This window comes from Companilactobacillus suantsaicola (assembly GCF_004745525.1).
In the GTDB taxonomy this organism is placed as follows: domain Bacteria; phylum Bacillota; class Bacilli; order Lactobacillales; family Lactobacillaceae; genus Companilactobacillus; species Companilactobacillus suantsaicola.
In genome coordinates this window covers 1-13,073 of record NZ_RKLY01000032.1, presented here as the reverse complement: position 1 = coordinate 13,073, position 13,073 = coordinate 1, and the positions used below count along the sequence as shown (strand labels likewise).

The following is a 13,073-nucleotide window of genomic DNA, read 5'->3' as shown; positions in this document are numbered from 1 at the left end:
TATTAACTGAAACTAAACAATATCGTTGTCCTTGAATTCACTCAAGATCATGATGTCTTGAGAAACACTGACAAAGGCCTTGGGGTCGACTCGTTTCATAATCTCATCCAAGATTTCCATCTCATAGAACGTTATAACGGTGATCAAAACATTTTGTGAAGCATTTTTGTACGCTCCATAAGCTGGCATAACGGTGATTCCCCGCGTAAGTTTTTCTTGCAAAGCAGCCGCCACTTCATCAGGTTTTTGGGTGATGATCATTACCTGAACCTTGCGGTGCTTGACGTATACTAAGTCAGTAACTTTTCCACTGACGAAAATTGAAACTAAACTGTAAAAAGCGTAAGGCCAACCGAATAAATACCCGGCAGCAAGCATAATAACGCCGTTTAGTATCATCGAAATCACGCCAACACTTTGTCCGGTCAACTGCCTTAAAGTAACGACTAACGCGTCCATTCCCCCAGTAGAAATACCATTTTTTAACGCTAAACCTAATGAATAGCCATTAATGACCCCACCAAAGACCGCACAGATGGTTGGATCTTTGATCAGTACCATATGGGGCATGATCGAGGTTGAAATCGAAGCAAAAGTTACGGCGACAATCGTGAAGATAACGAATTTGTGATTGATCTTAAACCAAGCCAGTAAAATCATCGGTATGTTCAACAAATAATAAATGATTGAAAATGAAAGATTGATCGATCCTGCTTTGTCCAATAAGGTAACTATTATTTGTGAAATACCCGTCAGTCCACCGGCATAAATGTGCCCTGGTTGCCAGAAAAAATTTAAGGCGATGGCGTACAGGATGGCGTAAATCAGACAAACTGTTAGTTTAGAGACGATGTCTTGCCATGTTTGGGTCTTTGACATTGATTTCACCTCTTTTTTTGGGGGGTAGTTGGGATTGGAGTTTGAAAAAAACTTTGATTTCTTTTTTAGATAACCGTTGTTCCTTTTTGGGATGGCGGTTTTTCTGTTTTTTTATAACCATGGTTCTTGGCGATATAGCTAAAACGCGTCCCACAGGCCAGGACTCGGCATATAGCTACGCTTCCCAAATCGCCCGCAAAGTACGGCGTGCAATTCGTGAAGCTAGGCTATCTGTCGAGTCCTAAGCGGGCCTGTTACACGCTCTGCCTTCGGCCCCTAGAATTCAATATCCAAACTAACTTCTTTCTCCACAGCTTCTAACAAACTATCGTCTGTCAATGTTTCTGTAGCTTTATTCAATTCGTCGTAAATTTCGATATCTTTATCATGTTCGATAAAGTCTACGGCTTTTCTGAATGTTTCATAAGCTGGTTTAGTTCCTTTTCCTAAGCCACTTGTTCTTTCACTTAGGTCTAAGGCTTGGCAAGCTGCCATGATTTCTGTGGCTACGATTCTCTTGGAGTTGTCCACGATATCTCTGGCTGTTCTTGCGGCTGTTGTTCCCATACTTACGAAGTCTTCTTGGTTTTCACATGATGGAATTGAGTCGACACTGGCTGGATGTGCTAGGATCTTGTTTTCTGATGCTAATGAAGCACAAGCATATTGTGTGATCATGAATCCGGAGTTTAGTCCTGGATATTTAACTAAGAATGATGGTAATTTACTCAATTGAGTATTTACTAGGCGTTCAACACGTCTTTCGGAAACGTTACCGATTTCTGAAGCGTCGATTCCTAAGAAGTCGAATGGTTGAGCCATTGGTTCACCGTGGAAGTTACCACCTGAAATAACTTTACCTTCATGAGTGATGATTGGATTGTCAGTTACTGAGTTGATTTCAATTTCAACTTTCTTCTTAACGTATGCGACTGTATCCTTACTTGCACCATGAATTTGTGGAATACAACGAAGAGTATATGGATCTTGAACGTGATCTGGTGTTGCTTCACCAATCAAAGTACTGCCTTCAATTAGGCGGCGAATATTTCTAGCAGTTGCTAGTTGTCCACTTTGTGGGCGAATCGTGTGTAAGTTTTCTTCAAATGGACTGGAAATGCCTTGGTGAACTTCTAGTGACAAAGCTCCGGCAATATCTGATAATTTCAACAATTGGATTGAGTCATAAGTTGCTAAAGCCCCGATGGCTGTTAGGACAGTTGTTCCGTTGATGAAAGCTAGTCCTTCTTTAGCACTGAGACGAATTACTTCTAGACCAGCGCGTTCCATAGCAGTTTTACCTGGTAGTAATTCTCCCTTGTAATAAGCTTTACCTAAACCTAATAGTGGTAAGACCATATGTGCCAATGGAGCTAAATCTCCAGATGCTCCAAGTGAGCCTTTTTCAGGAATGAATGGGTGAACCCCAGCATTTAGCATCCCTAGTAGAGCTTTAACAGTACTTAAACGAATTCCGGAATAACCTTTAACTAATGAGTTAACACGAATCAACATGATGGCACGAACAGTTTCTTCTGAAAGTGGATCACCGTAACCTGAAGAGTGAGTTCTGATCAGGTTTTCTTGTAATTGTTCGGTATCTTCTTGAGAAATACTTACATTACAAAGTGAACCGAATCCAGTGTTAACACCGTAAACAACGCGTTTTTCTTTAACAATATCATCAATAATTTTACGTGAAGCATTGATAGCTTCTTCAGCTTCTGGAGCGATTGAGACTGGAGCATTTTTTCTTGCGACTGCAACAACATCCTCTAGAGTCAAACTGTTCCCATCTAATACAATATTTTTAGTCATTTCTCATTTCCCCCGTACTGAATTTTTTTAAATTAATCTTCTGAAACAGAAGTTTTTGAACGATTCATTAAGAAATATAATCCACTAGCAACAATGACACCAATCACGCCGGCAATAAGGTTGATTGGATTTGCTGCGGCAACCATCCAAATACTTACGATAACCGAAATAATTGGAATAACTGGTCCCAATGGTAATTTGAAAGCTGGTACGTTGTCCATTTTCTTTCTGCGTAAAACGATTACGGCAATAGCAGTTGGAATGTATTGGAAGAATCTGAAAACAACACTTAATTCAGCTAATTGTTCAAATGAACCACTTAATAGAAAGGCAATTGTAACTAAACCTGAGAAGACAATCGCTACGATTGGAGCACCTTTTTTGTTCTTCTTACCAATAGCTTTTGGTAACAAGCCCTCATCAGAAATGGAAGCTCCGTATCTTGGGATCATCATTGAATCACCCATGTTAAGACCGGCAATGGAAATCAAAGCACCGATGGAGATGATCCATTTACCAGCTGGTCCAATCATGTCAACGAAGGCATCTTGAACTGGCGCATTACTTTGTAAAATTCCTGTACCAAGCATGGCAATTGTTCCGGCGATAATCATGAAGTATAAGAATGAAACGATACTGATTGAACCCATAATAGCCTTAGGAACGTTTTTCTTAGGATTTCTCATTTCACCAGCAACGATTGGCAAAGCTTCAAATCCGATAAAAGCGTAGAAAACTGTTAGTGAAGTTGAAGCCATCGCTTTAGATAGCGACATACCAGGACTCAATTGGAGGAATGGTGTAAAGTTTCCACCGTTGATTCCGTGTTTGATGAAGAAAATTCCAAAGAGTGTAAAGGCCACAATTGGAATCAATTTAGCAATCGTAATTGTAATTGTGAAGATTTTTGAAGTCTTAATACCAGTACTGTTAATAATTGATAAAAGTAAAACTAAGGTAATACTGATCAGCGTGTTTTTCCCTTCGAGTGATGGGAATGTTTGGATCAATAATTTGGCAAAACCGGCCGCCATCGCAGCCCAGGCAACGATTGTTACAAACCAACCGAGGATTCCGACGTTGAACCCGACGAAATCACCAAAAGCGGTCTTGGAATATTGGAAAGCCCCACCGTTTTTGGAGAAGTAACCTGAAACTTCGGCGAAACAAACCGCCAACATCAAAACTAATAACACGTCAACAATCATTGCAAGTAGTGAAGCTGGTCCCAGATCTTTATAAATATCACGTGGCAACAGGAAAATTCCTGAACCGATAACGGCATTGATTCCGTATAGTGTGGCTCCACTGAGACTAAATTTGTCTTTTTCTAGCTCCGTCCCTACTTTGTCTAATTCAGATGCACTCGCACCTGTGGTCCCGAGAACTTTTTCTTCAGCGTCCATTAATACGCACCTCTTTTTTCTAAGAACTCAAGTAACAGTCTTATCATTTTTGTCAATTAAAACTAACAGTGCCAATACTTCCGTGGTATCTGTTTCATTTTTTGAAATAGTTAGCTTTGATTTCTGCTTGACTGAATTAACTATTAAAGTTTCATTTTCATGAAGTTCTTTTTGAAGAGATTCAACTGGATCACGATATTCAAATGTGCAGTCAGTTAAGAAATAACAAACGATATCTATTCCTTTATCCAACTCGAATGACTGTTGATGACGAATCGGGATAATTTCCCCGTGGAAATTGCGACGGTAGATTAGATTGAAATCAATACACTTTCCATAGCTTTTTGTTTCTATACCGCCATCAAAAGCATGTTGTTGATAAGGTACTAAACTAACTCGTTTTTGTTCATGTTCTAAAGCTAACTCCCCTTTTAACGGCAGAATAATCCGTTTATATCCTGGCAAGGAAGTAAAGGTGGTCGAATCTTGTTCGACTGTGGCACTGGAAATCCGGTAATCGAAATCATTAATTAAATACTTGCTGGTCTGTGGACGTAAGTACAATTCTTTGGTTTTACCCCCACTCCAGTCCGACACAAGATAATCATTTTCTGTTAATGTAATTAAATTAACGCTAGAAGAGACCTGTGATATTTCCTTCTTCATCAACGTCAATTCTTTCTGCAGCTGGTGATTTTGGCAATCCTGGCATAGTCATAACAGCACCTGTTAAGGCCACGATAAAGCCAGCACCGGCTGAAACTTTCAATTCATTGATGGTTACAGTGAAGTCTTTTGGAGCGCCAAGCAATTTTGCATTATCAGAGAATGAGTATTGTGTCTTTGCCATACAAATTGGGTAATCTGAAAATCCTAAATCAGCTAATTGTTTCATTTGTTTCTTAGCCTTTGGAGAAAATTCGACGCCAGATCCTCCGTAAACTTTTTGAACGATCTTATTCAATTTTTCTTCGATTGAATCTTCTAGATCGTAAACAAATTGGAAGTTATTTTCTTGTTCAGCCAAATCAACGACCATGTCAGCTAGTTCTAGACCACCGTCGCCACCTTTAGCCCAAACATCACAGAGTGACACACCAACGCCAAGTTTTTCACAGGCTGCTTTAACCGCGTTGATTTCTGCATCCGTATCAGTTGGGAACTTATTGATGGCTACTACTGCTGGCAAGCCATAAACATTTTGAATATTATCAAGATGTTTTTCTAAGTTTGGCAATCCTTTAATAACTGCATCGACATTTTCTGGTCCTAAGTCTTTCTTATTAACGCCACCGTGCATCTTCAAAGCGCGAACAGTTGCGACTAAAACGACAGCACTAGGACGAAGGCCTGATTTACGACACTTGATGTCAATGAACTTTTCAGCTCCTAAATCAGCTCCGAATCCGGCTTCAGTAACGGCATAGTCGGCATGTGTCAAAGCTAATTTAGTAGCGAGGACACTGTTACAGCCGTGGGCAATATTAGCGAAAGGTCCACCGTGAATGAAAGCTGGTGTATGTGCTAATGTTTGGACGATATTTGGTTGGATGGCATCTTTTAGTAAAGCTGTCATTGCACCTTCAGCCTTCAAATCTCCTGCTGTAACAGGTTCATTGTCGACGTTATAAGCAACGATAATTTTGCGTAATTTATCTTTTAGTTCAGTAATATTGTTAGCGAGACATAAAATAGCCATAACTTCTGAAGCAACCGTAATGTCGTAACCATCTTCACGAGGAACTCCGTTGACACGACCTTGCAAGCCGTTAACGATGTGGCGCAATTGACGATCATTCATATCGACAACTCGCTTCCAAGTGATGCGGCGAGTATCGATTCTCAAAGCGTTGCCTTGATGAATGTGATTGTCTAGTAAAGCAGCCAAAAGGTTATTTGCAGCCCCAATAGCGTGGAAATCACCCGTGAAATGTAGGTTAATATCTTCCATTGGTACTACTTGGGCGTGCCCACCACCGGCAGCTCCACCTTTGATACCAAAGACAGGTCCAAGGGATGGTTCACGAACAGCGATAGCAGCCTTTTTACCTTTTTTAGAAAGAGCATCGACTAAACCAACCGAAACAGTCGTCTTACCTTCACCGGCTGGTGTTGGTGTGATAGCTGTAACTAAAATTAATTTACCTTTTTTAGCATTCTCAAGTTTTTCATTGTCAATCTTGATTTTAGCTTTGTAATCCCCATACAATGAAAGATCCTTGCGTTCGATACCAATCTTGTTAGCAACCTTTTCGATTGGTTCCATTTCAACTTGATTTGCAATTTCAATATCTGATAATGCCATAGTATCTCCTCCTCTAGATTGTTTTTACGACTTCGTTGTAGATGTCATCAGCTAATTGACAGCCTACTTCTAATAAGTCATTTCCCTTTTTACGATATTCACTCACGAAAACTAAATCTTTGATGCTTCCCAAATTGATCAAGACGTTCAACCATGATCCTTGCAAAGCCGATTTCAAATTCAAGGCCGCAACTCCTAAGTCACTAGCAGCATTAGTATTTGATTTACCAACGATTTTTTTCGTAACTGTTAAAGCCCGGACACAAGTTTCCATCATTTCATATGGCGAAACAGCTGCTCCTTGCAAGGCTTCTTGAAGAGCTTTTGTTCTAGCTGCTTTTTCTTCTGGCGTTGATTTTGGCATTGAAAAGACAGCTGATACTTTATTAAAGGCTTCAGTATCTTTATCAATTGCTGTAAGTAATTCTCTTTGTAAGGCTTGTGCTTGTTCTTGGGTTTCTTGAGCCAATTCTTCATACTCAGCGTATTTCTTCTTACCGATGGTTAATTCAGTCACCATCTTGGTCAAAGAAATTCCCATTGCACCGGCTAAAGCAGAAGCTGACCCGCCACCTGGTGCTGGTTCATCTGAACCTAAAACACTCATAAATTCTGATACTTTCATGTCTGTCAGTTTCATATCTTTCTCCTTAGCCTAATAAATGATTTTCAAGGACTTGTTTTTGATAATCGAAGTCTTCGATTTGGAGGTAGTATTCAGCACAGTCAACTAAAGCCTTAGCTGGTGTTAAGCCGATAACTTCACTACCAATAATGTTTACGCCATATCTCTTAGCTTCAAATTTAATAGTTTCAAAAGTTCGATATAATGGTGTTCCTTCGTAATTGACCATATTCATGGAAACTTGTGCGATATTGCGATCTTCTAGCATGACACCGATAGCCTTGCAATACTTGTAACCGCCACTTGAACCACGAAGAACTTTAGCAATCTTCTTAGCAATTGAAAGGTCGCTTGTATCCAAGTTAACGTTGAAAGCAACTAATGGCATACGTGCTCCGACAGCTGTTACTCCGGCTGTTGGGTGAATCTTTCTTTCGCCATAATCTGGAGCCCAGTCTTTTTCTTGAAGTTTTTCAGGCATTCCTTCAAATTGACCTTTTCTAACTTTAGCCAAGTTCTTTCTCATTGGATTACTTGCTGATTCTTCATACAAGAAGATTGGAATATTTAATTCGTCGTTGATTCTCTTAGCAACTTTCTTTGAGATCTCAACACATTCTTCAACGGTTACGTCTTTGATTGGCACAAATGGCACAACATCAGTCGCACCCATTCTTGGATGTTCACCATGATGTTTAGTCATGTCGATGTGCTCACTAGCATATTTAACTAATTGGAAAGCTACTTCTTGAATCCCATCTTCATCACCAACCAGCGTGAACACACTACGGTTGTGACTCTTATCAGATGAGTAATCAAATAAGTTAACGCCTGGTACACTTTTAGCCACTTTTACTAAACCGTCGATTGTTTCTTGGTTTTGTCCTTCACTAAAATTTGGAATACATTCGATCAATTTTGCCATTTCAAACACCTCGTATTTTTCTTGTTTAATTAAAAAATCATTGGTGAAAAAATATAGCTTCAGAATCAATTAAATGGATTCTAACCTAAGGAGATACCCGGTGAATTCAAATTCACAGCGGCAGCAGCAAGTATCTGGTTAGCGCTTTCATTTTTTCGTAATCAGCATATCATCAGCTCAAATACCCGTCAAATCCTTGTGCGACAAGGAAAAGAGCTATTCTAATAATTGAATTGGCAAAACGTCAAAATGAAAAATTGTGAATTCAATTGCTGAAATTTTGGCTTTGAAAATTTTTTGACACTAATTTGACTATAAATAATATAATGAAATTGATTTTGAGAATGATTTCACAACTGTTTTGACATAAATCGTTATCTAACAAGGTTTGACTCTTTAAAACTTGCTAAAGTCATTTTTTTTCAAGATATTTGGCTGTTATCACGCTTCTTGATATAAAAATGGAATAATTGGTCAAAAACAATTAATTTTATTAATCAAGTCTCAATTTCTCAAAAAAATCTATTTTACTTAAATTTGACGGTAAATAGATTTCTTTATTAGAAATATTCATCGAAAAATTAATTTTTCTAATTTTTATTTTGTGTCTTTTAACTATCTTTCTTGGGGGGAATTAAAAATGTCAAAAATCGCTTTAATGATTGATTTTGGTAGTACTTATTCTAAGTTCACAGCTGTTGATGTCGACTCGGTAAAAATTCTTGGCCAAGTAACTTTGCCAACTAACAGCCAAGAAAATCTAATGAAGTGCTACTCACTGGGAAAAGAAAAAATTCTCCAAATGATTGACGTTGATCAACCACTTGAAGAATATTTTTGCTCGAGTGCTTGGGGCGGATTTAGAATGATTGCCATTGGTTTGACAGAAACTCTAACTGCTGAAGCAGCTAAGCGGGCCGCTTTAGGTGCTGGGACAAGGATTTTAAAAACTTATAGCTATCGTTTAAAACCGGAACAAGTTGAAGAGATCAACCTTGCTGACCCTGACGTTATCCTACTGACTGGTGGAACCGACGGCGGCAATCACGATATAATTTGTGACAACGCACAAATCCTTAACGATAAATTGCATCATGGCGTTATCCTTTATGCGGGTAATCGGGATGCGGTCGATAAGATGAAACAAATTTTCACAAACCGAAACATCACCGTCTACTACACCGAAAATGTTATGCCGTCGGTCAATGTCTTGAACGCCGTGCCGGTGAGAACGATTGCCCAAGAAATCTTCATGAAGAAAATTATCCAAACTAAAGGCATCAGCGACGTTGCCAAAAACAGTTCACTACCCATCATCCCTACACCGACTGCCGTTTTAAAAGCAGCACAACTTTTAGCTGACGGTTATAAAGAGCAAACTGGCATTGGTCCTTTGGTGATTCTCGATATCGGTGGCGCTACAACTGATGTCCATTCGGTCGGTGACGGCTTACCTACGACTGACGATACGTTCTTTGAAGGTTTAGAAGAACCTTACTTGAAGCGGACCGTTGAAGGAGACTTGGGGATGCGTTCTTCTGCTCAAAGTTTGGTCAAAAGTAAAGGTTTGGAAAAATTTAAAGAACAATTGGGGTCAGATTGGACGGACGAAAAAATTGAACAAGCTTGTCAAATCAGAATCAACAACGCTGATTACATTGCCAAAACACCTAGTGAAAAGTATTTCGACAACAATTTGGCCTCAGTCGCCTGTGATTTTGCAACGAATCGACACGCCGGCAGAATGAGAAAGCAACACAGTTTAAACCGGATTATTTATTATCAAACAGGTAAAGACTTGCGCAAGTTCAAGACGATCATCGGAACTGGTGGTGTAATTGTCCACAACGACGCTCCACAAAGAATCCTTAAAGAAGCGTTCCAAACCGACACCAAAGTCCTAAAGCCAGTCGATCCTACCTGTTTAGTCGACAAACATTACATAATTTCAACACTCGGAATCCTAGCCCAAAAGTATCCTAAACAAGCACTCCAATTGTTAAAAGAGAACTTGATATAAATAACCAAACTTCTTTTGGATGGGGTGGTGTTTGGATGCCGTCTTCCGCACAATCCCTGTGATGGACTGGAACGCGGCCGGCACAGGGATTGTGCTCCAGACTAGAAAACGTGTTTTACTATTTATTCCTTTTAACTCAAAAATAGAAATGTTGTACTGAACTTAACAGTATCTTTTATTCTATAAAAGAACTATCACGGACGGATGTATATAAAGTATTATTACTGATGTGAAATTCAAAAAAGGACATTACTGATTTGCGGCTACAATGCTGCAATTCTAGTAATGTCCTTTACTATTTTCTATTAAATAATTATCAAAATAAAGAATCTATAGCAGATCCAAGCTATAAAATAACTTAATACCAACTTCAAACAGAAGGTTCTTTATCCATTCAAAATTCACAGAAACAACTGCATAGATTAGGGTCTAGTCTGGAGTGACAACTCTGGGAAATGCTCAGCCCTGAAATTCCTCTTGGCGCTTTCAGCGCCTAGTGGAAGACCGAGCTTGGAGACTTTTTCCGGGCTTGAAAAAGGCTTCAAGTCGTGTCCAGAGCGTTCCAGTCATTTCCCAGAGTTGTCACGGAAGACGGCAAGCCACCCCCACACACCCAAAAGGACCAAAGCTATTCAGCAAAAACCTCATCCAAGTGCTTCAATTCAAACACATCTCGATACTTATTGAGATTCTCTCTAGCTTTTTCGTAATAAAACTCTTCACTTTGTGTCAGCATACTGGATAAATCAGTGTTTTCAATTCTTTTGATATTCAATAAATGCTTAATAATTGCTCGCAACATGTAGACCATCCCTCGATCACGTGGATTAGTAATACTTTCTAAGCGACCGTCTAAAATAACAAAATAATTCAAAACCTTTTCAAGATTGCCATTTCGCAATTCGATCAAAGCTTGATAGACGTTTAATTGGGTTCTCTTCCAAGGTGAAGTTAAATTGTCGTACAGTTTATTGGCTTTCTTGAAATAGACCATCGCCTCTTCATAGTCTCGTTTAGCGAACAGTGACATCCCCATGTCCACGTAAAAAATGACTAGACTGTTATTCAGACCTAACTCTTCACACAACTTGATTGCCTTTTTTTGATAAACAACTGCTTGAGTATAGTTGTCTTTTAAGCGTTCAATTTCAGCTAAATAATCAAAGGCCGCAGCAATGTTGCTGGAATACTTTTCTCGACTATCGTTTGAAATTGAAAATATCGTAATCGACTCGCGTGACAGTTCTTCGGCATCGTGCAAGTTACCAATCATTAAATTGTATAAGCCTTTCAGCCGTAATAGAATTCCGATTGATTCGTGATCATTGTTTTTAATCGAAATATCCATAGCCAAATCGATGTAGTGGGCCATGTCGTTGGCTTTGTCGGTTTGGATGAAGTAGTAGATCATCTGCCGGTAGCCGCGGACGAGGTACTTTTCGTTATGATAATTTTTGGCTTTGACGATGACGCGTTGAATGTTGTCGATTCCTTTGTCGTAGTCACCGAGGTTGATCAAATAGCGTCCTTCCAAATATAAATACTTCATCAATAAATGTTGGTATTCACTCGACCCTTCATACTGCTTAGCTAATTCATCCATTCGCTTGCCAACTTTTTGGAAACGTTCGAATTCATGTTGGATCTCCAAAGGTTGGTAGTCAAAACTCGTATCTTGGGTTTCGTTATAGATTGGAAAGAGTTCGTGTTGGAATTTTAAGGCTATTTGTAAGTACGATAATTCATATTCGAGTGATTTTAATTCCTGATTAGCACGTTTGTAGTGATAAGCAATGCGTGACATTAAAATTTCATCGTTACTGTTAGCTTGTTGCTCCAAGATTTTGGCGATTGATTCGTGGATCACCCGCAATCTCGACGGAGTTTGTTCACGATAAATCATTTCTTGAAGTTTCTTTTGGCTGAACTGGACGTTGACTTCGTCGCTGATGACAAATTCCTGTAAAATCCCTTGTTTTTCTAGGCTATAAATTCCCGCAACTAACTCTTCATTGGTCATATCGAGTAATTGTTGCAACATGTGAATCGGCGCAGCGTTAGGAAAAAAGGCCACTATTTGCAAGATTCTTCGTTCCTGGTCGGTGATATCGATAATTGAAAACTCGAGTTCTTCACGGATTTTCTTAGGCAAGTAGTCCATCTTCAAATTGTGCCAAATTTGTTTCACATACTCGGTCAAAAATAGTGGATTTCCCTGGGATTCTTGCCAAATTTTTTGAAGCAATGCTGGTTCTACCTTTTTGTTAGGGATTTGGCGCTCAATAAATTCGACCGTCTCCTCTTTGGTGAACGGCTTCAATTCCAACAACGTCAAATAATCATAATGGCTGACAGAATTGATAAAATCGACCACGCGGCGACGATAATTAGTCCGTAACGGAAAGACAAACAGCGCCGATTCATTGTGCAACAAAACACTCGTCATCAATGACAAGCTGGCTTCATCCATCCACTGCAAATTTTCCACGTAGATGACGATTTTTTCGGTCTTCAATGCTTCTAAAGCTTCCAAAATGATTTGCGAGAGGCAATTAATATTATTGGCGGTAATTTCTGGCTGTTGATTCTTTTCATTGGAATACGATGGGAAAAATTTTTGATATAAAATTTGCCAATTCTTTGGTTGCACAACTTCTTTTTTCACAAGTAAAGTATTCAATTGATCCAAAATATCTCGCCACGGGCGCAGCAAAAAGTCTTGTTCCGTTTGAAAACAAGTTGCTTTGATCAAATCAATTTTTCTGCCAAGATTATTCAGTAACAAGCGACATAACGCGGTCTTGCCGACACCCAAATCACCCTTGATAACAACGGATTTAAATGATTTTCCGCTCAAAAAACTCTCAAAATTAGCTTCCAGTTCCTCAATCTCTTCGGTCCGACCAAAAAAGCGTAGTTCGTTGGCTTTCTGGCGGCGTTCCTTGGCACAATTGACAATTTTGAGCGTCTTCTCATAAAACAGACTAAGCTAAGTGAGTAAATTAATTTTTGACGAAGAATTAATTTACTCACTTTTTTTGATAAAGTGAATGTGAGATTAATGCCGTACGTGAAATTGGCACTTGATGCCGTAG

At 39.2% G+C, this 13,073-nt stretch carries 9 protein-coding genes; 1 reads left to right on the top strand and 8 read right to left on the bottom strand.

The features are described 5' to 3' along the window. Positions 1–12 precede the first annotated feature (12 nt). The 7 genes from EGT49_RS10380 to ftcD all read right to left on the bottom strand — a co-directional run bounded on the left by EGT49_RS10380 (position 13) and on the right by ftcD (position 7,958). Positions 13–879 (bottom strand): YitT family protein, encoded by an 867-nt coding sequence (locus tag EGT49_RS10380; protein WP_135374073.1) that lies wholly within the window; start codon positions 877–879, stop codon positions 13–15. A gap of 276 nt (positions 880–1,155) precedes the next feature. Continuing rightward, the gene (gene hutH / locus EGT49_RS10375; protein ID WP_135374071.1) at positions 1,156–2,697 is read right to left on the bottom strand and encodes a histidine ammonia-lyase; all 1,542 of its coding nucleotides are present in this window, start codon (positions 2,695–2,697) and stop codon (positions 1,156–1,158) included. A gap of 32 nt (positions 2,698–2,729) precedes the next feature. Beyond that, positions 2,730–4,103 carry an APC family permease gene (locus tag EGT49_RS10370; protein WP_135374069.1) on the bottom strand — a complete coding sequence of 458 codons (1,374 nt, stop codon included), beginning with the start codon at positions 4,101–4,103 and terminating at the stop codon, positions 2,730–2,732. Positions 4,104–4,130: 27 nt separating this feature from the next. Continuing rightward, the gene (locus EGT49_RS10365) at positions 4,131–4,769 is read right to left on the bottom strand and encodes a HutD family protein (protein ID WP_135374067.1); all 639 of its coding nucleotides are present in this window, start codon (positions 4,767–4,769) and stop codon (positions 4,131–4,133) included. Continuing rightward, positions 4,738–6,408, bottom strand: coding sequence for a formate--tetrahydrofolate ligase (locus EGT49_RS10360; RefSeq protein WP_135374065.1), 1,671 nt, complete (start codon positions 6,406–6,408; stop codon positions 4,738–4,740). Before EGT49_RS10360 ends, EGT49_RS10365 begins: the two co-directional genes overlap by 32 nt. Positions 6,409–6,421: 13 nt before the next feature. After that, entirely contained in the window at positions 6,422–7,048 is a 627-nt protein-coding gene (locus EGT49_RS10355) for a cyclodeaminase/cyclohydrolase family protein (RefSeq protein ID WP_135374063.1), read from the bottom strand. A gap of 10 nt (positions 7,049–7,058) precedes the next feature. Continuing rightward, entirely contained in the window at positions 7,059–7,958 is a 900-nt protein-coding gene (ftcD, locus tag EGT49_RS10350; RefSeq protein WP_135374061.1) for a glutamate formimidoyltransferase, read from the bottom strand. 640 nt (positions 7,959–8,598) lie between these two features. Between ftcD and glmL the strand changes: the two genes are divergently transcribed. Continuing rightward, a complete protein-coding gene (glmL, locus tag EGT49_RS10345) occupies positions 8,599–9,978 on the top strand; it encodes a methylaspartate mutase accessory protein GlmL (RefSeq protein WP_135374059.1) in 1,380 nt (459 codons plus the stop codon). Between the two features lie 628 nt (positions 9,979–10,606). Here glmL and EGT49_RS10340 read toward each other — a convergent pair. Next, complete coding sequence (locus tag EGT49_RS10340) at positions 10,607–12,937, bottom strand: AAA family ATPase (protein WP_281275480.1); 2,331 nt, start codon at positions 12,935–12,937, stop codon at positions 10,607–10,609. Positions 12,938–13,073 lie beyond the last annotated feature (136 nt).

What these genes read in the sequence shown, in the direction of transcription:
- EGT49_RS10355 (WP_135374063.1), bottom strand. Translation starts at nt 7,048, where the DNA reads ATGAAACTGACAGACATGAAAGTATCAGAATTTATGAGTGTTTTAGGT.
- hutH (WP_135374071.1), bottom strand. Translation starts at nt 2,697, where the DNA reads ATGACTAAAAATATTGTATTAGATGGGAACAGTTTGACTCTAGAGGAT.
- EGT49_RS10365 (WP_135374067.1), bottom strand. Translation starts at nt 4,769, where the DNA reads ATGAAGAAGGAAATATCACAGGTCTCTTCTAGCGTTAATTTAATTACA.
- ftcD (WP_135374061.1), bottom strand. Translation starts at nt 7,958, where the DNA reads ATGGCAAAATTGATCGAATGTATTCCAAATTTTAGTGAAGGACAAAAC.
- EGT49_RS10370 (WP_135374069.1), bottom strand. Translation starts at nt 4,103, where the DNA reads ATGGACGCTGAAGAAAAAGTTCTCGGGACCACAGGTGCGAGTGCATCT.
- glmL (WP_135374059.1), top strand. Translation starts at nt 8,599, where the DNA reads ATGTCAAAAATCGCTTTAATGATTGATTTTGGTAGTACTTATTCTAAG.
- EGT49_RS10380 (WP_135374073.1), bottom strand. Translation starts at nt 879, where the DNA reads ATGTCAAAGACCCAAACATGGCAAGACATCGTCTCTAAACTAACAGTT.
- EGT49_RS10360 (WP_135374065.1), bottom strand. Translation starts at nt 6,408, where the DNA reads ATGGCATTATCAGATATTGAAATTGCAAATCAAGTTGAAATGGAACCA.